This is a genomic window from Aestuariirhabdus haliotis, assembly GCF_023509475.1.
Taxonomy (GTDB): Bacteria; Pseudomonadota; Gammaproteobacteria; order Pseudomonadales; family Aestuariirhabdaceae; genus Aestuariirhabdus; species Aestuariirhabdus haliotis.
In genome coordinates, this window is record NZ_JAKSDZ010000001.1 from 104837 (window position 1) to 127392 (window position 22556).

17 protein-coding genes are annotated in these 22556 nt (G+C 53.1%); 8 read left to right on the forward strand and 9 right to left on the reverse strand.

The annotated features are described in order from the left end of the window. Positions 1-22: 22 nt before the first annotated feature. The 7 genes from MIB40_RS00580 to pilG all read right to left on the reverse strand — a co-directional run bounded on the left by MIB40_RS00580 (position 23) and on the right by pilG (position 12388). The gene (locus MIB40_RS00580) at positions 23-1063 is read right to left on the reverse strand and encodes a chemotaxis protein CheB (protein WP_249689624.1); all 1041 of its coding nucleotides are present in this window, start codon (positions 1061-1063) and stop codon (positions 23-25) included. Beyond that, on the reverse strand, positions 1044-7895 hold the full coding sequence (locus MIB40_RS00585) for an Hpt domain-containing protein (RefSeq protein WP_249689626.1): 6852 nt from the start codon (positions 7893-7895) through the stop codon (positions 1044-1046). Before MIB40_RS00585 ends, MIB40_RS00580 begins: the two co-directional genes overlap by 20 nt. A 22-nt stretch (positions 7896-7917) precedes the next feature. Beyond that, positions 7918-8748, reverse strand: coding sequence for a CheR family methyltransferase (locus MIB40_RS00590; protein ID WP_319941601.1), 831 nt, complete (start codon positions 8746-8748; stop codon positions 7918-7920). A 72-nt stretch (positions 8749-8820) separates the two neighbouring features. Beyond that, positions 8821-10941 carry a methyl-accepting chemotaxis protein gene (locus MIB40_RS00595; RefSeq protein ID WP_264758387.1) on the reverse strand — a complete coding sequence of 707 codons (2121 nt, stop codon included), beginning with the start codon at positions 10939-10941 and terminating at the stop codon, positions 8821-8823. Positions 10942-11002: 61 nt separating this feature from the next. Further along, positions 11003-11554, reverse strand: coding sequence for a chemotaxis protein CheW (locus tag MIB40_RS00600; protein WP_249689630.1), 552 nt, complete (start codon positions 11552-11554; stop codon positions 11003-11005). A gap of 17 nt (positions 11555-11571) precedes the next feature. After that, positions 11572-11934: a twitching motility response regulator PilH gene (pilH, locus tag MIB40_RS00605; RefSeq protein WP_249689632.1), complete on the reverse strand. Its 363-nt coding sequence runs from the start codon at positions 11932-11934 to the stop codon at positions 11572-11574. Positions 11935-12001: 67 nt separating this feature from the next. Continuing rightward, positions 12002-12388, reverse strand: coding sequence for a twitching motility response regulator PilG (gene pilG / locus MIB40_RS00610; protein ID WP_249689634.1), 387 nt, complete (start codon positions 12386-12388; stop codon positions 12002-12004). Between the two features lie 308 nt (positions 12389-12696). On the opposite strand from pilG, the gene gshB reads away from it, so the two are divergent. The 4 genes from gshB to ruvX all read left to right on the forward strand — a co-directional run bounded on the left by gshB (position 12697) and on the right by ruvX (position 15681). Next, positions 12697-13659, forward strand: a complete 963-nt coding sequence (gshB, locus tag MIB40_RS00615; RefSeq protein WP_249689636.1) for a glutathione synthase — start codon at positions 12697-12699, stop codon at positions 13657-13659. Between the two features lie 88 nt (positions 13660-13747). Beyond that, on the forward strand, positions 13748-14626 hold the full coding sequence (locus tag MIB40_RS00620; protein WP_249689638.1) for an energy transducer TonB: 879 nt from the start codon (positions 13748-13750) through the stop codon (positions 14624-14626). Positions 14627-14666: 40 nt separating this feature from the next. Further along, positions 14667-15239, forward strand: coding sequence for a YqgE/AlgH family protein (locus MIB40_RS00625; protein WP_249689640.1), 573 nt, complete (start codon positions 14667-14669; stop codon positions 15237-15239). Position 15240: 1 nt separating this feature from the next. Then, positions 15241-15681 carry a Holliday junction resolvase RuvX gene (gene ruvX / locus MIB40_RS00630; protein WP_249689642.1) on the forward strand — a complete coding sequence of 147 codons (441 nt, stop codon included), beginning with the start codon at positions 15241-15243 and terminating at the stop codon, positions 15679-15681. A 30-nt stretch (positions 15682-15711) separates the two neighbouring features. Here ruvX and MIB40_RS00635 read toward each other — a convergent pair whose 3' ends face one another. After that, a complete protein-coding gene (locus MIB40_RS00635; protein ID WP_249689644.1) occupies positions 15712-16857 on the reverse strand; it encodes a PilT/PilU family type 4a pilus ATPase in 1146 nt (381 codons plus the stop codon). 132 nt (positions 16858-16989) lie between these two features. Next, complete coding sequence (locus MIB40_RS00640; protein WP_249689647.1) at positions 16990-18024, reverse strand: type IV pilus twitching motility protein PilT; 1035 nt, start codon at positions 18022-18024, stop codon at positions 16990-16992. Positions 18025-18168: 144 nt separating this feature from the next. Here MIB40_RS00640 and MIB40_RS00645 point away from each other — a divergent pair, with 144 nt between their 5' ends. The 4 genes from MIB40_RS00645 to MIB40_RS00660 all read left to right on the forward strand — a co-directional run bounded on the left by MIB40_RS00645 (position 18169) and on the right by MIB40_RS00660 (position 22532). Then, positions 18169-18873 (forward strand): YggS family pyridoxal phosphate-dependent enzyme, encoded by a 705-nt coding sequence (locus MIB40_RS00645; protein ID WP_249689649.1) that lies wholly within the window; start codon positions 18169-18171, stop codon positions 18871-18873. A 1-nt stretch (position 18874) separates the two neighbouring features. Then, on the forward strand, positions 18875-19699 hold the full coding sequence (proC, locus tag MIB40_RS00650) for a pyrroline-5-carboxylate reductase (RefSeq protein ID WP_249689651.1): 825 nt from the start codon (positions 18875-18877) through the stop codon (positions 19697-19699). 85 nt (positions 19700-19784) lie between these two features. Beyond that, complete coding sequence (locus MIB40_RS00655) at positions 19785-20348, forward strand: YggT family protein (RefSeq protein ID WP_249689653.1); 564 nt, start codon at positions 19785-19787, stop codon at positions 20346-20348. Between the two features lie 213 nt (positions 20349-20561). Continuing rightward, on the forward strand, positions 20562-22532 hold the full coding sequence (locus MIB40_RS00660; protein WP_249689655.1) for a dynamin family protein: 1971 nt from the start codon (positions 20562-20564) through the stop codon (positions 22530-22532). Positions 22533-22556 lie beyond the last annotated feature (24 nt).

The window sequence follows — 22556 nt, forward strand, 5'->3', positions numbered from 1 at the left end:
TCTCGTTTGCTCCTGTTGAAGGCTAACTGGCCTCCAGACTCGCCTCTTGTGCCAGCTTTTCAACCAGCTTGGCTGCTAATTCTCTAGGGGTGCCCCGGTAGTTGCAATGCCCGGATTGGCCAATGGCATCGGGCATCGTACTACTGGCACAGCTGCTGGATTCCTGAGCCCAGACCGACGCCCCGGCACGGCCATATTCCAGACTGGCTTCGACCCCGTCTTCGCCCATGCCGCTAAAAACAATGGCGCCACTCGAGCTGCCAAAGCGTTTTAACACGCTGGTCATAACCTGGCCGATGTTTGGCTGGTAGGGACCTAACCAGTGCTTACCGGTCGCTTCCAGGCGCCCCGAGGCGTTAAAGCGAATTTCCTGCTCAACGGGTATCAGTAGTACCTCGCCATAACTGAGTTGGGAATTCTGTTTCGCTTTAATCACATCAAAACTGCTGTGCCGCCCCACTGTATCGGCCAGCACCTGCTGAAAACCGGCATCAATATGCTGGGCATAAACAAAAGCCACGGGCAATCCCGCGGGCAAGGCATCAAGGAACTCTTTCACGACACCGGGGCCGCCCAAAGACGCTCCTAACACCCAAACCCGACTGGGCACCGGGCCGTCTCTGTTAAAGTCTGAAAGCACATCGGGCAAGGGTAATGGCGGCAGCTCCGGAAAACCGGCTGGTAACGAGGTCTCACCGCTTTCATTACTTGCCCGGGCCAATGCCAGCTGTTGGTTCAGTTTGCTGAGGAAGGTACGACGCCAGCGTTTGTATTCGTCACTATTGCGCGCTGGAGCCTGACCATCACCGATCAACACCGGCACATCGGCTGCTCCGAGGATCAGATCAAGAAATTCATCGAAGCGTTCATCCAGGGTTAAATCCACATACCACAAATCAACCGGAGTGCTTAACACACGCCCGGTGAACTGGCTTGGAGAGGTATTCACAGGCACTTCAATTCCCTCCTCGCTGAGGAGGGAACCGATTAAATGTTGTTGCAGTGCAGTGTCGGCAATCACCCCAATGGATGTGCCCGACTCACTAGTGCTCGGACTGCTCATCTGCGTTCAATAGTTTGTTGATAGTGGCCAGCAGATCGGCCTCCTGGAACGGTTTACCCAGATATTCCTCGACGCCCAATGAGAAAGCTCGTTCACGGTGTTTTTCACCGGTACGTGAGGTGATCATAATGATCGGAATATCGTGTAAACGGCTATCGTTCTTGACCGTACTTGCTACTTCAAAACCATCCATCCGTGGCATTTCGATATCCAGCAACATAACGTCCGGCTTCTTGTCCTGAAGCTGGGAAACCGCATCCATACCATCTTTGGCGAGCAGTACATCAAAGCCCTGGCGCTCCAGCAGTCGAGATGTCACTTTTCTCACTGTCACCGAGTCATCCACTACCATAACCATTGGCTGACGATCTTCTTCAATCGCTTCTGCCACCGTTGCAGCCTCGGGCTCAACATCAATGGTGACACCCATCGGCAAGGCCTGGTGGGCAAAGCTACTACGAATCATGGCCACCAGGTCGAGAATGATCACCACGCGACCGTCTCCGAGAATAGTCGCGCCTGACACACCGTCCACACCCGCAAACTGGGAACCCATCGACTTAACGACAATTTCACGGCTACCCGCCAAGGAATCAACCTGCAGGGCAACGGAGTGTTCTGCACCACGTGTCAGCAACACCGGCAACGGCGTAGTGACGCCTTCCATTGAAGGCTGGGGACGCTGCTTCATCACTTCACCCAGGTATTTCACCTGATAGCCTTGCCCGGCATAGTCAAATTCGAGATTGGGATCGTTGTAGTAAGCCTCAAGCTCATAAGGGCTGATCCGCAATACACCTTCGATGGTATTCAGCGGAATGGCATACAGGTCATCACCCATATACACCATCAGGGCCCGGTTGACTGATACAGTAAACGGCAATCGGACCACAAAGGTACTGCCTTCGCCCGGGGTGGAGTGAATCATGACACTACCACCAAGCTGTTTGATCTCCGAGTGGACAACGTCCATACCCACACCACGTCCTGAGATCTGAGTCACTTCCTTGGCCGTCGAGAAACCCGCTTGCAGAATAAACTGCATCACTTCGTGATCGGTCAGGCTGGAATCGTTATCCATCAAACCCCGTTCAATCGCCTTTTTGCGCACCGCGTCCAGATTGACCCCTTGGCCATCATCACTCAAGCGCAATACCACATCTCCACCCTCACGGGAGAAAGCGATACGAATATTACCAGTTGCCGACTTGCCCACCTGCTTACGGGTGTCAGCATCCGCTTCAATACCGTGGTCGATCGCGTTACGTAACATGTGTTCCAGTGGGGCAACCATGCGTTCCATAACCGTACGGTCCATCTGCCCTTCGGCGTTGAGAACCTGAAGGTCGACCCGCTTGCCCAGCTCTCCGGATACCTGGCGAACAATGCGTCGCAAACGCGGCATCATGCGGCTAAAGGGCACCATACGAGTATGCATCAAGCCTTCTTGCAGCTCCGTATTGATACGGGCCTGCTGCAGCAGCAGGGTTTCCGTGTCACGCGCCTTGTTGGAAAGGCCATCCTTGATGTCCATCAAATCGGTTGCGGATTCCACAAGCGAACGGGACAACTGGGCCAATTCCGAATACTGGTCCATTTCCAGGGGGTCAAATTCAAGATCCCGTACCCCGCTTTCGACCTCATGGCGAGAGATGATCTGGGTCTGGGTCTCGATATCGAGACGCCTTAGCTGCTCACGCACCCGATTGATGGTCGAATCCATCTCATCCAATGTGTAACCAAAATCGTTGACCTGCTGCTCGATGCGACCTCGCGAGATACTGGTTTCGCCCGCCAGGTTGACGAGGCTTTCCAAGACATCCGCAGAGATTTTAACCATCTCCTGTGGCATACGGCGAGGTTGTTTGAGTGCCTCGGCGGCACCCACCACAGCCGGTGCATCTTCCGCTTTTTTATCACTTTCACGAGGAGCGAAGGGAACAACTTCCCCCCCTTCTTCCTTAGCAGGCTTAGCTTCATCTGACGCTTTCGGGCTGGCGGGCTCGGCTTTAGTCGGTTCCGCAGCCGGTTCCTCGGTTGCCGTCTCTGGCACTGGCTCCGAAACAGGTTCATCACCCTGAACCTGACCCCGGATGTTTTCCAGATGCTTGAAGACAATATCCTGACGGCCTAGCACGTCATCCAACAACCCTTCCGGTAAGGCGTCGAGGTTTTGTTGGGCCTTGGTAACCAGCATTTCAAAATCGTGGGTAAAATCACCCAGGTGCTTGATGGAGGCCATGCGAGCGCCCCCTTTCAGAGTATGCAGATGGCGCATCAACTCGGCGGCGGCGTCTTCATCCTGGGGCGCCTTGCTCCAGGCTTCGCAACTCTGCTCGATGCCTTCCTGAAGGTCCGCGGCCTCTTCCAGGAAAATCTCCAGAATATCCGCATCCATCTCGTTCAGATCGAGACGATCGAACTCTACAGCACCGGAGGAGCCCTGTAACTCGTTGTCACTGTCGCCAATATCTGGCTGTTCAACCTCAGCGGTTGCTTGCTCGGTGAGTTCAGGGGCGGCTGATGTCTCTGGCTCGCTTTCAACAGGTGTTTCGTTCGGACTATCCAGCTGCACGCCCGCTTCCGGGTTTGCCCGATACCGGCTGATCGCTGCAATCAACTGATTGGCAGGTACGCAGCCACCGCTGGCGGCAATATCATCCACCTGATCCGCCAAACGATCGTGGCATGCCTGAATCAATTCACTTAACGGGGCAGAGGGTTCGTAGCGACCGTTGCCCAGACCTTCATAGAGGAATTCGAGTTCATGACTGAGGTCACCTATGGGACTGATACCTGCCATCCGAGCGCCACCCTTAAGGGTATGCAGGTCTCGTTGTAACTGATCAAGTTCTGCTTTTTGACCGCTGTCCTCTAACCAGTTTTGTAAGGAAGCGGCGGTCCGGTCCATGATCTCCGTCGCTTCTTCGAGGAAAATCTCCACCATTTCCGGATCGGCGTCAAAGGCGACTGGTAGCTCCTCTTCAACCACCTGAGCGACAGGGCCAGAATTCGGCTCTTCTGAATCCTCTACTTCGGCTACCGGTAACTCCGCGTCGACAGCCACAACGTTTTCCTGATCATCGTTGTCAGTACTTCCGGCAAACTGGTCCTGCAAGGACTCCAGTGGCTCGATGCTATCGAGCTCTATTTCTTCATCAACAGCCCCGGTCGGCTCTTGATCAATGTCGACCAAACCCAGTACATCGGTTGCCGGGTCGGCATCGAGTTCAATTTCTTCAACCTCTTCGATGTCTTCGATATCGTCGGAACCATCAAGCTCCCAAACGCTATCATTGACCTGTTCTAAACCATCACCAGGAAGTTTGCCGATAACTTCGACTTCTTCAATCTCTTGGACCTCTTCCAGATCTTCAAGATTGAGCACCTCATCAGAAAGATCATCCGAGAGATCAACGTCTGGAAGTTCAGCCGGCTCGCCAACCAACTCTACCTCTTCAAGTTCAAGAGACCCGTCGCCAACTTGCACATCGATAATGCTGGTATCAGCATCCGGCTCAATCGGTGAAGTCTGTACGAGGTTTTCCAGGCGTTCTATCAATTCAGGCTTGGCAACCACATCTTGCTGAGCGGCCATGCTATCAAGCATATTGATCAGCGCCCAATGGGCTTCATCCAGAAGCTCCGTGACCGCCTGGGTTGCCTGTATGCGTTTATGCACCAGCCCATCATAGGCCGCTTTCAATGCTTCGCAAAGATCGGATATTGGCGATAAATCGGCCATCAGCGCGCCGCGAGCCAAGGTTTCCAACTCCTTGATCAGGGCCTGATACTCGGCGTCATCACGACACTCCGGCATCCACTTGGGTAGCCACTCTGCAGTGTCCAGAAGCAGGTTCATGCCATCGGACAGAAACACGATAAGCGCCTGGGTATCACGACCACTGGCTTCATCTTCTTCCCGTTTGGCCGCTAGATAGCGCTCATGCAAGTCGTGTAAATCTTGGCAATATTGCTCAGATTCCGGGATCTCTAGTGGTTCGGTGACGCTCAGGCGAGTAAGTGATTGCCTGACCAATGACGTACCTTGTTCCAACGCGTCGACAACTTCGCCGTCAGCTTTTAACAGGTTTCCGCGCAGCTCCTTAATCAGCTTTTCCAGCGGCGTTACCAATTCGGCGACGGCTTTGATTCCTGCCATATGTGCGCTGCCTTTCAAGGTATGCAGTGCACGTTGCAGCTCTTCACTGATGGAAATCGGGTGCTGCTTTAATCTGAAATGCTCAACGAACGCATCGGCCGCCTGCAGATGGGTCTCTGCTTCGGTGGCGAAAATTTCGAGCAAGGCCGCGTCAGAGTCATCATCTTCAGGCTGAACTTCGGGCACATCAGAGGCAAGCGAGGGTTCAGGAATTCCGGCAACCGTTTCTGCCGGCTCTGAAGTTAATTCTATAGCTTCATCCAGCGCCTCTCCTGCATCCTCATCGTTGTCGACCAGTTCCAGAGAGGCCAGTTCGGGCTCGCTATCGCTGACCGTATCAGCGGTATCGATGGCTGCAGTTTCTGTTTCCTCAGCTGCAGGGACCTGCCAGGATTCACCCTTGGAATACGCCTCTGCTTCGCTCGTGTAGAGCCTAACCTGTTCGGTTTCTTGCTGAGCCTTGTTTTCGAAATCTTTGATAAGCTCCGGAATCAACTGACGAACATTTTCAATCAGATCAAACAAGGCATCATGAACGTTGATCGTTTGGTCGATAACCCGGTTCAACATATTTTCTATGGACCAGGCCAACTCGCCAATGACACTGGCACCCACCATACGGCCACTGCCTTTGAGGGTGTGAAAAGCACGACGGACTTCGGTCCGAGCATCGCCATCCTCGTGATTGGCCCGCCATTTGGGGAAAAATTCCGTTATGGTTTCATGAACTTCTTCGGCTTCCTCGATAAAGATTTCAAGCACTTCATCGTCGATAAGGTCGTCATCATCGTCTTCAACCTCAGCAACAGCCGGGGCCGCTTCGGGCGCTGGGTCTGATTCTGTCGTTGTTTCGGGCGCCGTATCGATGGCTTCTTCTAGCGCTTCAGCAGCACTCATTTCAGTGATCGATTCCGCTGCGACTTGCGGTTCGGCTTCGACCGACGACTCAGACTCCTCACCGCTGAGGTCATCATCAAGCGGTGCAATATCACAACCCAGAGCCTGCAGGCTCTCATCAGCAACGTCGAGCAGCAACTCGGCTTGTTCAGCATGATCATCCGCTAAACGTTCCAGATAGTATTCGATACTGGCAATTACATCGGCCAGGGTATCGAGCACTGTCCACTCAGGAACATCCTTATTGGCGATTAGCTGTTCGCGAATATAGTTTGCACAAATGCCCAACTGGCGGGAGGCGCGCTGCAGGGGGATCATCGCTAATCCACCACGCACGGTGTCTAGAATCTGGGGAACATCTTCGAGTTCGCCATGATCCCACTTGGAACCGATAAACTGAACGATGGAGTCTTTGGCCTGTTCCAGCCCATTGCGTGCTTCACGCACAACCACTTCGTGTACTTCACTAAGCTCGGTAGGTGGCATATGAGCACCCGAGCCAGCTTGACCGGTACCGGCGCCATCGCCGGCCATGCCAGAGAGCGTTGCTTCTACGAAGAGCAGCGATCCGGCCACATCCATCAACACCGCATCGTCGAGTTGACGATCACCATCGACAATCTCTTGCAGCACATCAAGCTGTTCCTGCAGCACTTTTCTCGGTGCACCCAAGCCCATCACGGCCATAGTGTCGGATATCTGTTTCAGAATCGGTAACTGAGGTGCCAGATTTTCCAGCTTGCCATCACCGCTGCGAACAAACAGGTCCAGGGCATCTTTGACCGCAACCAACTCTTCCGTCAATGCAGCCACCACGGAACCAATTGCCTCTCGGTCGGGGCCGGCCAATAGTTGACGCTGTTCGTCTACGGTAGCGTCGTCGGGTAAGGCATCATCGAGGCCAAATTTGTCCTTGATCTGGCGAATCCGAACGGTATCGTCATCCGCCTTGGCAACATAATAAAGCAGGTTTTTCAGCAGTTCTTCGGACGCAGCTTCGTTGAGTGCTTCACTGCCTCCTTTCATGATCCGGCGGAATTCGCTATCAACCTGCCGTAGCAGATGACGAATACTGGTGCTCATAGGGATGGCACCATTGGCCAAACCATCAATCACCCCACCACAAACCCACCACAATTGGCCGATCGGAGTTTTCAGTAACAGGTGCTCCAGGCGACCAAACACCTTGGCCATATAACCGAGGTTTTCAGTAACATCTTTGTCGCGTAACAAACCAACCAAAGCAAACTGGTACATCTGACGCAGTTTGCTGATAAACGCTGTGAAGTTCTCACCGCTGAAACGCGCCAGAGCATTTACCGGCAGTTTGGGATTTCGATTCTTGAGATTGGGTTTAAATAGCGACGTTTCGGATAACAGGCTGCCGCCACGCGCGGCACGCATGTCATTCAGCAATGGCATCAGGATAACGGGTAAATCACGCCTTCCCGACTGGACACGCTCCAGATAAGCAGGCAACTGGAGGATCGCCTGCATCAATACCTGATAAGCCTCATTAGGATTGCTGACATGCCCATTCATTATGGACTGGGCGAGCATCTCCATCTCTTCGGCGAGCAATGCAGCACCGTAGAATTCCACCATTTGCAAGGTTCCGTGAACCTGATGGATGTAGTTGAGACAAAAACGTATGCGCGTACTGTCTTCCGGATTTTCGACAAAGGACTCCAGGGCCTGGCGCGCTTGCGTCAAGGTTTCCTGTATCTCGCCTTTGACCCAGTCAAGGGCGACGTAGTCGTGGTGATCAGCCATAGTTACTCCAGAGTCCTCTCACTTATCCACTGACTCGTTTACGAAACGCCAAAGTCGCATTATCTTCTACAGGCTCGAGATCAGGGTGACACCAGTCCACCACTTCTCCCAGCCCCACGACCAGTATGCCACCCGGTGCGAGACGCTCGGCCAGCCGGTTCAGGATCTCCTTACGTCGCCAGCGACGAAAATAGATCAGCAAATTCTGGCAATAGATTACATCCATGCCATACATCGGGGTTTTGCCCAATTCGAGAACGTTCACTTGCGAAAAGCAGACCCGGTCTCGTAACTCGGCAATAACTTGATACTGCCCCTTTTCATGCAAGGTAAAATATTGTGCGGCCCGCTCTCGGGACAAGGCTTCAACTTTTCGTTCGGAAAAAATCCCCTGCCTCGCCTTAGCCAATGCCGGCACACTGATATCCGTTGCAGTGATACCAAAATAACAGCCGGTATCGCTCAGAGTATCCTGAGCCAACATAGCCAACGAATAGGGTTCTTCGCCTGTTGAACAACCAACCGACCATAACTCAATGGTTTTGCCTTTGGTCGCTTGTTGAGAAAGATGATCTCTAACCAGCTCAAACGATGCTGGATGACGGAAAAAGCTGGTTTCCTGAACCGTAAGACGATCCACCAGCAACACCCACTCCATGCCTCCGGGAGGGTGTTCGATCACCTGGTCGTAGTAATTCTGGTAATCACTCAAGCCGAGTTCACGCATACGCATACCCACACTCGTCTGTAAAAAGACTTTGCGCTGTTCGGTAATACGCATGCCGGTGCGATTCTCAAGCAAGGCTTGCCACTGCGCGAACTGGTGTTGATCCATATCCGGCAGTGACTGCATCGACCATTCTTTCGTCATCATTTCTCGTGGGCCTGAGTCCCGGCCGCTCGCTAACGTCATCTGCTAGCCGCGTTAACCGATTGACTCGGTCTCCGGCAGCTTAAAGCCTGCTACGGACTGGTGCATTTCCGAGGCCATTTCTGCCAGGTTACCGATCGAGTTCGCGGTTGCGGTGGTACCGGCCGAGGTCTGCGAAGTAATCTCCTGGATAACGTTCATGGTGTTGGAAATGTGACCGGCAGACGAAGCCTGCTGGCGTGCCGCGTTAGAGATGTTCTGGATCAATTCCGCCAAACTCTGGGATACTTTTTCGATCTCTTCCAGTGCCACACCAGCATCCTGTGCCAGGTGAGCTCCTTTAACTACCTCAGAGGTTGTGTGTTCCATCGAGATAACGGCTTCGTTCGTATCCGCCTGGATCGTTTTAACCAGTGCTTCAATCTGCTTGGTTGCCGCAGAAGAACGTTCCGCCAGTCGCTGTACCTCGTCCGCTACCACGGCGAAGCCTCGACCCGCGTCACCTGCCATAGAGGCCTGGATTGCCGCGTTCAATGCCAGAATGTTGGTTTGGTCGGCGATGTCGTTGATCAAGGATACGATATCCCCGATCTCCTGGGATGATTCACCCAATCGCTTGATTCGCTTGGAGGTATCCTGGATCTGTTCACGGATAGTATCCATGCCCGAGATCGTATTCTGCACAACCTCGTTACCCTTGTTGGCAATGGATACCGAACGTTCCGCTACCGATGCGGACTCAGAGGCGTTTGCAGATACCTGGTCGATGGACACCGCCATCTCGTTTACCGCCGCCGATGCTCCGGCAATCTCTTGCGCCTGGTGTTCGGAAGCTTCGGCCAGATGCATGGCTGTTGCCTGTGTTTCCTGGGCTGCAGATGCCACCTGTACCGCCGTTTCGTTGATGGTGGTTACCAGCGCTCGAAGCTGCTCGATAGAGTAGTTGATGGAGTCAGCAATCGCACCTGTAAAGTCCTCGGTTACCGTCGCTGATACCGTTAAGTCACCATCCGCAAGATCTGCCAGTTCATCCAGCAGTCGCATGATAGCGGCCTGGTTCGACTCGTTGGCCTCGGCAGTTTCTTCCAGTCGCTTACGCGTATCACCCACGGTGCTAACACCGATCAAGACAATCGACGCTACTGCTATAAGACCGAACAGAATAGCGGTTTCAATTGACCAGAAGCGATCGCCTTCCATGGTCTCGAAAATTTCCGCCAGTACAGAGGTTTGCAACAACAGGGTCTGGGTCAGGTTAAAGATCTGGTCAGAAGCTTCACGCACCTGAAACAGTTCTGGGGACGTTTCCAGAATCTCATCCACACTACCACTTACGAATTCAAACAGGTCAGCGATTTCGCTCAGTCGATCCAGTACATCTTCATCGGTCACCTGGCTGATACGCATCGCCGAGTTACCTTCGATCATACCGTTCAGGACGCGACCGAACAGGCCGGCGTCACGACCAAAACTATCAGCCGCCATCACAGAGTCTTCGGTACCTTCCAGAACCCGGTTAACACTACCTACGATCCGCTCGGCGAGCCATGACTGACGCTGGGCAATCGCTACCTGATCGGCAGGAGCACCGACCTCAAGCAGGATTTCAACCACTTCATCGTATTCAACCTGCAGCTGGGGAATGGTTTCTGCCAGGGATTCGGCCACTTCGTGCAGCGCGATTACCGTTTCCTCACTAACCAGGATGGCATCGGCCGCTTTCTTGGTACGATTCCAGGTCTGGGTCAGTTCGGCGAGTTTCTCATCGGCTCGAACAGATTCCATCTCGGCGAGCATCGGATGAGTAAAGGCTGTCATACTACCAGCCTCTGCGGATTCACCCTCGACTGCTTCTGCAGCTTCGACTTCGCCGCCACCCATCATGGCTTCGGAACCGTTTTGCATCATGTCATAACGGAACTGAAACGCATCACGCGCTGCCTGCAAAAGACCGAAGGCCTCTTCGTTACCGGCCGCCGACTCCAACGAGTTCTTTGCGATCTGCTGGGAAAGGACCCGCATCTCACCAGCGTGGGCGATAAATTCCTTATCGTAAGTCGCTTGCTGGTTTACGTACCAGAAGTTGCCAATCATCCCCACCAAAGACAGTACCAGTACAACGAACATAATCGCTGAGAGCCGGTTAGTCTGCACACCTGAAATATTAGCCTTCATTTTTTGCGGGCCTCCACTATGGCCTTTTTTTCGCTCTGCCCTTTAAGGGCCTTTACAACACCTAGACAGCAACCCGCATAAAATCGGGATGCTGCGCCAAGGAAAATAAACTGAAAACCTGCCATTCGTGCTCGCGGCTATATACACCACTGACGAAAGGCTTGATCGACGAAGCGATATCGTCTGGAAGCTGATCACTGAACGTTTCTGAGACGAAGTGCTGCATTCCCATCACCTCGTCTACCACCAAACCACTGAAGATCTCTTCATGATCAACGACAAGAACGCGCCGCTGGGCGCGCCTTGCACTCAGGGGATTACCAAGAAAATCCCCCAGATCCATAATGGGTAAGAGTCGCCCCCGGACATTGGAAATACCCTTAACCCAGCTCTTTACACCGGGTAGCTGGGTATAGCCAGGGACCGTAAGGATTTCTGCTACCTCTCCCAGTGGCGCAACATAGCGTTGCCCGCCCAGACGAAAACCGATGCCACTCCAGTACGTTTTGAGCTCCACCTGAGATGGCAAACCCAACGCATGACGATGACTTCGAGCCGCCATATCTTGCAGCAGCTCAAACGGGGTCAAGGCCTTATCCTGCTTATTAGCCATGCCGCAACCAAATCAGATCAGGAAAGAACGCTTTGCAGCGTCTTCATCAAGACGGCCTCATCGATCGGCTTGGTCAGGTAATCCTTCGCACCCTGTCGACGACCCCAAACCTTATCGGTTTCCTGATCCTTGGTAGTAACGATAATCACCGGTATATGGGAAGTACCCGGATCCTTACTTAACTGGCGTGTCGCCTGAAAGCCATTAAGACCAGGCATCACGATATCCATCAAAACGGCATCCGGTTTCTGGTCTTTGGCAAGCGCGACGCCATCAGCGCCGTTATCAGCCTTCAGCACTTCGTGGCCATTCTTTTCGAGCATGCCCTGCAATTTCAACGTTTCCGTTGGCGAGTCATCGACAATTAGTACTCGAGCCATTTTTTCCCCCATCTACATCATATTCATTAACCGGTCGTCGTGCGGCCAGTTACCAAGTTACATTATGCTATCCCGCAGGCACATGCGCACGTATAGCTCCAAGCAGCTCATCCTTGCTAAAAGGCTTTGTCAGGTATTGATCTGAGCCAACAATACGGCCCTTAGCCTTATCGAACAAGCCGTCCTTACTGGACAGCATAATTACCGGGGTCGACTTGAATGCGCTGTTGTTCTTGATCAACGCACAAGTCTGGTAGCCGTCAAGACGAGGCATCATGATATCCACGAAGATAATACTGGGCCTGGTATCGGCAATTTTTGCCAGCGCATCAAACCCATCAACTGCAGTAATTACGGTGCAGCCCACCTTCTTGAGCAGAGTCTCGGCCGTGCGGCGGATGGTTTTACTGTCATCGATCACCATCACTTTCAAGCTCTCGAAATTATCTTCCATTCTCGTTTAGCCCCGTCATCATTCTTTCATAGAATCATTGCTGTCATTTGGATACCGCACAGCATCCGGTTACAAGAAGCCCAACTTCTGCTGGCTCCAGCCGTTTGTTTTAACATACATTCCACTGTCAATCTATAAAACTACAGCGAGTTACAGCCTTTTCCTCGGGGTTTTATCAACAGATTGAGAGAACGATAACCTTTCTGGCAACTACCTCTCACCCGACTGGCAATGGAATCATCAACAACTCCCCTTTACCGAGCCGATTGGGTACACTGCGGGGCTAATTAATCGACAGGAACGGCACCATGAGTGTACAGCTGGGCATCGTGATGGATCCTATTGATCAAATCCATTACAAAAAAGACAGCTCATTGGCCATGCTTCTAGCGGCTCAGCTACGTGGCTGGCAGCTCTTTTACATGGAACAGCAAGATCTATTTCAGCAAAACGGGCAGGCCCAGGGTGCCATGCGGCCACTGACTGTTTTTGCCGATGCCGAGCGCTGGTTCGAGCTGGGTGAGCCCGTTCGCCGCCCTCTCGAAGAACTCGATGTCATCCTGATGCGCAAGGATCCACCGTTTGATAACGAATTTATCTACAGCACCTACCTGCTCGAACAAGCCGAACAGGCCGGATCATTGGTCGTAAATCGCCCTCAAAGCCTGCGTGATTGTAACGAAAAGCTATTCGCAACATTGTTTCCCGATTGCACCCCGGACACCCTGGTTGCCAGACGCCCTGACCTGCTGCGGGAATTTGTGGCCACTCATGAAGATGTCATTTACAAACCATTGGATGGCATGGGAGGAAGCTCCATTTTTCGAGTCCAAAAAGGCGACCCCAACCTTAGCGTAATCCTGGAAACCCTGACCGATCATGGTAAAAACCAGATTATGGCCCAGCGCTTCATTCCCGAGATTGTTAGCGGCGACAAACGCATCCTGCTGATCGATGGCGAACCATTACCCTATTGTCTGGCGCGCATTCCGGCCAGCGGAGAAACCCGCGGCAATCTTGCCGCCGGTGGACAAGGTGTAGGCCAGCCGCTAAGCGAACGCGATCTTGAAATCGCTCGACGGGTTGGCCCGACATTGCGGGAGAAAGGCTTATGGTTTGTCGGCATCGACGTCATTGGCGACTACCTCACCGAAATCAACGTCACCAGTCCCACTTGCATTCGCGAACTGGACGATCAATTTGGCCTCGATATCGGTGGCAAACTCATGGATAAGATCGCCTCATTACTGGAAACAGCTGACCGCCGATGATCAATTACGTGAGACCCCAGGCTACTTGTGCAGCTGATTACACTGTCGAAAAAATCATCAGCAACAAGCAAAGGCCAGCACATTAATTATGGCCAGAATGCAATCCCTTAGCGGCGCCAATGACCGACTCGCCTTTATGCTGTTCCTTGCCACAGCGTTGCACGCTGCGGTCGTCTTGGGTATTAGCTTCGATGTGTTTGATCCCCCCCAGATCAACAAGACCCTCGAAATCACCCTGGCGAACTTCAAGACAACCGAAGAGATGAAAGAGGCCGACTACCTCGCGCAAGCCAACCAGAAAGGCAGCGGAACCCTGGACGAAAAGGCACTGCCCAGCACCGATCAGCTATCTCCGATCAAAGACAACCAGATCAAGAAGGTGACGCCACCACCACAGGAAGCCGCAAAGCCCAAGGTAGTAGAAAAGGCCCAGAAAAAGCCTCTGGCAACGCTGAGCAAGTCACCGGAACAAGCGCCACAATTACGCCAGAAAAAAACCGAAACCTCTCCCGAACAGGCTCAAAAGCCCCGCAAAAAAATTGATTTGAGCGCGGAGATTGCCAGCCTGGAAGCCCAGTTTCTTCAAAAGCGTCAACAATATGCCAAGCGGCCGCGTATACACCGGATCACTGCTGCCTCTACCATGCAGGATATTGGCGCTTATTATAAAGAAACCTGGCGGCGCAAAATTGAGCGTATCGGCAACCTCAATTACCCGGAAGAGGCTCGTCGAAGCAAGATCTATGGCCAACTCACGGTCATGGTAGCCCTGATGCCCGACGGCCGTTTAAAAGATGTCAAAATCCTGCGCAGTTCGGGCCATCGGGTTCTGGATGACGCGGCCATACGCATCGTTAAACTGGCCGCACCTTTTGCCCCCTTTACGCCAGATTTGAAAGAGGTCGATATCCTGGAGATCATCCGAACCTGGAAATTCGAGAAAAGTAACATCCTTTCCAGTAACTAGAGCCCTTGCCTAAGTGTGCATGCGCCCCAATACTTAGAACATGAGTGATAAAACCCCTACCAGCTTGCGCAATCAATTCCTGATCGCAATGCCCAACATGGCAGATCCCAATTTTGCGGACTCTGTGACCTACATTTGCGAGCACAATGAGAACGGTGCCATGGGTATCGTCATCAATCGCCCCACGGATATGACCCTGGGCGAAGTATTTGCTCAAATCGGCATCGACAGTGATGAAGCCATCGCCCACCAACAAGAGATCGTCTGCGCTGGAGGGCCGGTCCAACTGGAGCGTGGTTTCGTCTTGCACGACTCCAGGGACAACTGGGAATCGACTCTGAACATCGCCCCGGGAATCAACCTCACGACCTCTCGCGACATCTTACAGGCGCTGGCCGAAGATCGCGGACCCCAACAAATCATCATCGCTCTGGGCTATGCCGGTTGGGGGGCAGGGCAATTGGAAGATGAACTGAAAGAAAACGCCTGGCTTACCTGCGAAGCCTCTCCCGAAATTCTCTTTGAGACACCAATACATCTGCGCCGACAGGCCGCTGCGGCCTCCATCGGGGTCGACCTGCAATTGCTCTCGCCCGACACCGGGCATGCCTGATATGGCGAACCAACCCCGTCAGGTCATGGCGTTCGATTATGGGCTAAGCAATATCGGTATCGCCGTTGGCCAGACATTAACCGGAACCAGTTCCCCCCTGGAACCCATTAAAGCCCGTGATGGAGTTCCCAATTGGGACGAAGTCGGGAAAATCATACGCGAATGGCAGCCCGACGCCTTTATCGTCGGCATCCCATTGAACATGGATGGCAGCGACAGCGAGATGTCTAATCGGGCGCGCAAATTCGGCAACCGCCTCAACGGGCGCTTCCAGAAACCCTGGATCGGAGTGGACGAGCGCCTGAGCAGCCGTGAAGCCAAAGAGCTCGCCCGAGAGATGGGGCATCGTGGCGATTACAACGAGCGCCCGATTGACGGATTGGCAGCACAACTGATTCTGTCCAGTTGGCTGGAAAGCATTCAGGGCGCCGAGACGCCCTGAAAAGCACTGCGCTGCTAACGATTGAAACCGCTAGCGGAAAGACTGGCCCAGATCCTCTTCGGTATCCTGCAGTGACAGCGAACCTGCAATACCGGTCAGGTGGTCCGCATCGGATTCCGAACCCAGCTTGATCATCAGACGCAGGTCGTTGGCGGAATCGGCATGCGCCAGCGCATCTTCGTAGGTGATCTCACCCTGGTTGTAGAGTTGGAACAGCGCCTGGTCGAAAGTCTGCATACCCTGCTCGTTGGATTTCACCATCAACGGCTTAAGTTCATGCACCGAACCCTTACGAATAATATCCGCGGCCAGCGGCGTATTGATCAATACTTCGATAACCGCACGTCGGCCCTTGCCATCGGGGGTTGGGATTAACTGCTGAGCTACAATCGCCTTCATATTGAGGGACAGGTCCATCCAGGTCTGGGCGTGACGATCGGGCGGGAAGAAGTGGATAATCCGGTCCAGGGCCTGGTTGGCGTTGTTGGCGTGCAGGGTTGCCAGACACAGGTGCCCGGTTTCCGCAAACGCCACCGCATACTCCATGGTTTCCCGGGTACGCACCTCACCAATCATAATGACGTCTGGCGCCTGTCGCAGGGTATTCTTCAACGCGACCTCGAAACTGTCGGTATCAATACCCACTTCACGTTGGGTAATAATGCAGCCATTGTGCTGGTGAATAAATTCGATCGGGTCCTCGATACTGATGATGTGACCGGTCGAATTGGCGTTACGGTGCCCGATCATCGAGGCCAGCGACGTCGACTTACCGGTACCGGTACCGCCAACAAAAATAATCAGGCCTCGCTTGGTCATGGCCAGATCACGAATAATCGGCGGCAAACCGAGGGAATCTATCTTGGGAATATTGGTTTCGATGCGCCGCAGAATCATGCCAACCAGATTGCGCTGATAAAAAGCACTGACACGAAAACGACCCACGCCGCGAGAACTCAAAGCAAATTGGCATTCGTGAGTTTCAGCGAACTCTCGCCGCTGATTCTCGTTCATGACCCCCATCACCGTTTCACGGGTGACTTCCGGGCTCATTGGCGTTTTGGTGACGGGCACAATGCGGCCATTGACCTTCATGCTCGGCGCCACTCCGGCGGTGATAAACAGGTCCGAAGCCCCTTTCTCCACCATTAATTTGAGTAGCTTGTTAAAGTCCATAGGTCGGAACCTTCCTTACCATGCTGTGTTGTATCGTGATTAACCCAGACTACCACGCCCCTCTCCGGCCCGCTTGAAGAACCACCCGCAGTGGGACGTAATTGGCGCTTTATCGATGCTGTCGACCTAATACTAGAAGTTCTCTGGAATCTTCGCTTTTTCTTTCGCCGCATCCCGGCTGATCAAGCCCTTTGAGAGCAAGTCTTTCAAACATTGATCCAGGGTCACCATACCCAACGAACCCCCGGTCTGAATCGCCGAGTACATCTGCGCCACCTTGTCTTCCCGAACCAGATTTCGAATCGCCGGGGTTCCGATCATAATCTCGTGTGCCGCTACCCGACCCCCACCAATCCGCTTGAGCAGGGTCTGGGAAATAACCGCCTGCAACGATTCCGACAGCATGGAGCGCACCATTGATTTCTCCTCGGCGGGAAATACATCGATGACCCGGTCAATGGTCTTGGCTGCCGAGGTGGTGTGCAATGTGCCGAATACCAGGTGACCGGTTTCCGCCGCGGTCAACGCCAGGCGAATGGTCTCGAGGTCACGCAACTCACCCACCAGGATAATATCGGGATCTTCCCGCAACGCCGAACGCAGGGCTTCGTTAAAACCCAGTGTATCGCGGTGAACTTCCCGCTGGTTCATCAGGCATTTTTTTGATTCGTGCACAAATTCGATCGGGTCCTCAATGGTCAGGACGTGCTCGTATTTGTTGTCGTTGATGTAGTCGATCATCGCTGCCAGGGTGGTACTCTTGCCCGAACCTGTTGGCCCCGTGACCAGCACCAGCCCCCTGGGCACCATGGAAATATCCTTGAAGACCTGCCCCATACCCAGATCTTCCATGGTCAATACCTTGGAAGGAATGGTACGAAAGACCGCGCCAGCACCCCGATTCTGGTTGAAAGCGTTGACCCGGAAACGAGCCACACCAGGCACCTCGAAGGAGAAATCGGTTTCCCAGAACTCTTCGAAGTCTTTACGCTGCTTGTCGTTCATGATGTCGTAAATCAACGCATGAACCTGCTTGTGCTCCAGCGCCGGCAAGTTGATACGGCGCACATCGCCATCCACCCGAATCATTGGCGGCAAACCGGCCGACAAGTGCAAATCCGATGCCCCCTGCTTGGAAGAGAACGCCAGCAGTTCCGTAATATCCATAGAGATCCCCAGTCTTTAACCGTGGTTGTCGGCCGCAACAAAAGGTCGCCGCCCTTGAGATTAGCTCAGCTTAACATTTTGATTTTAAGGGATATAGTTTAGTATCCCCTGCGTCAAGCCCTTAACAGGTTATCCAGTCTACCTATGCCACAAATCGCTGCAAATTTTGCCCAAGTGCGACAGCGTATCGAAGACGCCCGGAAGCGTTTTAACCGTTCAGATTCAGTCGAACTGCTAGCGGTTAGCAAAACCAAACCGGTGTCATTAATCGAACAGGCCTGGCAATGCGGCCAACGGCATTTTGGTGAGAATTACCTCCAGGAAGCGCTGGAAAAAATCGAGCAGCTGAAAGACAAGGGCATTCACTGGCATTTTATTGGCTCAATCCAGTCCAACAAAACCGGTCTGTTAGCGCAACATTTCGACTGGGTGCACTGCGTCGATCGCGCAAAAATAGCTCACCGTTTAAATGACGCCCGTGGCGGCGAACGCTCCCCCCTTAACATTTGCCTGCAAGTGAACATCAGTGGCGAAACCAGCAAAGCCGGTGTCAGCCTCGACGAACTGCCGCAGTTGGCTAACGAAGTTGCCCGCTACCCAAATCTGGCCCTGAGGGGATTAATGACAATCCCTGCCAGTAGTGATGATTTCTCTACCCAGCAACGTCCCTTCGCCCAGGTTGCCGATGCCTTGAAAACCCTTCAACAACAATTACCAGAACAACCGCTGGATACCCTGTCGATGGGTATGAGCAATGATCTAGAAGCCGCCATTGCCCAAGGCGCAACCTTTGTCCGTGTCGGGACCGCCCTGTTCGGCACCCGAGCCCCTATTGAAAGGACTCCCTGAAATGCACCAACCTAACCTTGCCTTTATTGGCGCTGGAAATATGAGTCAGGCCATTTTTGGCGGCCTGATCAAACAGGGCTACGAAGCTCACCGTATCTGGGCCAGTACTCGCACGCCGGAAAAGCTGATATCGCTGGAACAGAAATATGGCATTGTCACCAGCACCGATAATCAGGAACTGATCCGAAACGCCGAGGTTATCATCCTGGGCGTCAAACCCCAGGGCATGCAAGCGCTGCTGGAAGAGCTGGCAGAGGAGCTGCAAAACAAACGTCCGCTGCTGATCTCGGTTGCCGCCGGGATCACCATCGAGGCGCTGGATCGCTGGAGCGGGGGCGGTCTGCCCATTATCCGCTGCATGCCCAACACCCCTTCACTGGTTAACACCGGAGCCAGCGGTCTGTTCGCCAACAGTACTGTCAACGATCAGCAGCGACAGATTACAGACGCCATCTTCAAAGCTATAGGGATCGTAAGCTGGGTGGACAATGAAGACCTGATCGATGCCGTCATTGCGGTGTCTGGCAGCGGTCCAGCCTACTATTTTATGGTGATGGAGGCGATGGTCAGCGCAGGAGAACAACTGGGCCTAAGCCGGGAAGACGCCAAACAACTGACCCTGCAAACCGCTCTTGGCGCAGCGCGGATGGCCCAGCAAAGTGAACTGGACCCCGGTGAACTCAAACGACAGGTCATGTCCCCCGGAGGTACCACCGAGCAGGCCATTCTCAGTTTTGAACGCGAAGGGCTACCCCAGCTTTTTGAAAATGCCATGCGCCGCTGCAAAGATCGCGCAGCAGAGATGGCGGCCGAACTGAATCAATAACTTGCCAGTCAGGCCACTGTCCATAATGATAGATACCTGCAACCGTCAAATCTCACCGCAATAGAGAACCGGAGAATACCTGATTATGTCCGCAGCCTTGCAAGACACCCTCGGCTTCCTGCTCAATACCATTGGTGGCCTGTACATCATGGTGGTGTTGATACGATTTATTCTACAAATAGTCAGGGCAGATTTTTACAACCCTCTGTCCCAGTTTGTGGTTAAAGCAACCAACCCATTATTGGTACCCATGCGTCGGGTGGTCCCCGGTGTCGGCGGCATCGATATCGCATCCCTGCTGCTGGCGCTCATTCTGCAAATCGGCCTGGTGTACCTTCTGTTTGCTATGAAAGGAATAACACCGCCCATTACCCTGGCGCTGGTCCAAAGCCTTTATGAACTGATCGACACCACCCTCAATCTGTATCTTTGGAGTCTGATCATCATCGCAATTGCCAGCTGGGTTGCCCCCGGCAGCTACCATCCTGCCTTGATGCTGCTGAACCAGATCACTGACCCCCTCAGTCGCCGGGTAAGAAATGTCATTCCTCCTATAGGGGGTCTCGATCTTTCTTTGATGGTCATCGTGCTGATCATCATCTCCGTACAAAGAATGCTACCCGCCGTGTTTCAGGCACTATTAGGGTAATAACGGCTCGGAAAGAAAGTGAGGGGAATCTACATAACGGCAATTAAAAGTTGCATTTATATAGCTTTTCACTATTTTCATTATGCCACACTGAGCAAATAGTAAACGCACCCGGTCACATTCCGGGACAATTGACGCCCAATCCAATTGACCCGGCATCCCACGCCTGATTCCATGGTGCCAAGGAAATGCGTCTGTCGCAGGATACGAATTATGAGTAATGGCAAACTGACCCAACAGGTCGACGCTTACATCCAATGGAAGCACCATCTGATCAAACAACTGTCGATCTACCGCTCCTGGATGCGCAGCAACAAGCTGAGCAACCCGGAGATCGAGGGCAAGCTGGAACGGGCTGCCAAGGTGCTTCGCCAGGATGAGATCACCCTGGCTTTTGTCGGCGAGTTCTCCCGAGGCAAAACCGAGTTAATTAACGCCCTGTTTTTTTCCCAGTATGGTCAGCGGATGCTGCCCTCCCAGGCGGGACGCACCACCATGTGTCCCACCGAGATGTTCTATCAGCGTGGCAGTGATCGTTGCTTTATCCGCCTGCTACCCATTGAAACCCGCATGGCCAGTACCAGCATCTCAGGCTTTAAACGCATCCCAGAGCATTGGGTTACTATCTTTTTCGACAGCAACGACCCTCAGGCCATGAGCCAGGCCTTTGCCGAGGTCGCCCGCACCAAAGAGGTCAGCGTCGAAAAAGCCCGGCAACTGGGTTTCGATGCCGCTGCACTGGAACATTGCGAGCACGATCGTAGCCAGGTCATTATTCCGGCCTGGCGTCATGCCATGATCAATTACGATCACCCTCTGCTCAGCCAGGGCATCCGCATTCTCGATACTCCCGGGCTCAACGCGCTCGGTAGCGAGCCGGAATTAACCCTGAACATGCTGCCAAACTCCCAGGCCATCATCTACCTGTTGAGCGCCGATACAGGGGTAACCGCCAGCGACATGCAGGTTTGGGAGCGCCACGTACGCCAGCTCGATGAGGATACCCAAGGGTCGCTCTACGCAGTGCTGAATAAAATCGATATCCTTTGGGACGATCTGCAAGGCCCCGAATTCACCCGACAATCGATCGAACAGATACGCGACGCTAGCGCAAAGCAGTTGCGCATCGATAATCAGGATGTAATGACGCTTTCTGCCAAGCAAGCGCTAATCGCCAAGGTCAAGAAAGACGAAGCATTACTAGAGCGCAGCCAAATTGAACAGCTGGAAACCCTACTCTGCGAACGCCTGATCCTGAAGAAAGAACAGCTGGTCGAGAATACGGTCGTAAAGCAGATGCTGCACCTTATCCAAAACAGTCGTCACGCCCTCAACCATCATCTCGAACAGTCTCGGGATCGCCAACTGCAGCTGCAAAGTAACAAATCCGAAAACAACCATGTGATTTATGATTTGCAGGATGAAGCTCACAAGAAATACGAACAACACCAGAAACGCCTTATTGGTATGCGAGCTAACCGTCGCCTGTTGTTGCGGCAACAGCTGATGCTGCAGCAAGAATGTAACCACCAACGGTACCAGGATCGTATCGATGAGCTTCATCGGGAGATGAGTGGAAGCTGGACCACGCTGGGCATGAACCAGTCGATCGAATCACTGTTCCGAGAACTCTATCTGGACCTGAACAACCTCCAGAATGAATGCCTGCTGGCAGATAAAATGGTCGACTCGATCTATAACCGATTTTGCGCTGAGCATCCTGGCACCTTTATGGAAGCTCCCTGCCTCAACGTGACCCAATACACTCGAGAGCTGCGGGTGATCCAACGAAAGTCAGACCGTTTTCGCTCTCAACTCAAAACCATGCTTACCGAGCAAGGTGTGGTAGTGAGCCGGTATTTTGCCACGCTGGTTAGTGAAGTTAACGTGCTGTTTAAGAAGCTTCACAAACAGATCGACCATTGGACCGACGATGTCATGCTGCCACTGATGCAAAATATGCTGGAGCAAAAACAACTACTCGAGCAGCAGATGATTCGCCTGAAATCCTTGACTCAGGAAACGCGAAACCATCAACAGCAGGTCGAAAAACTAGACACCATGATCGAATCCCAGGAAAGCCAATTGCAAGTACTGGAGTCGGTATTAAAGGAATTTCGCAAACCTCCGCCTTTTTTGCGCACGCAAAAAGTCGTCAATTTACAGGGCCAATCGGTAGCCTGAGGCAATCTCCACCCTCGGATCATG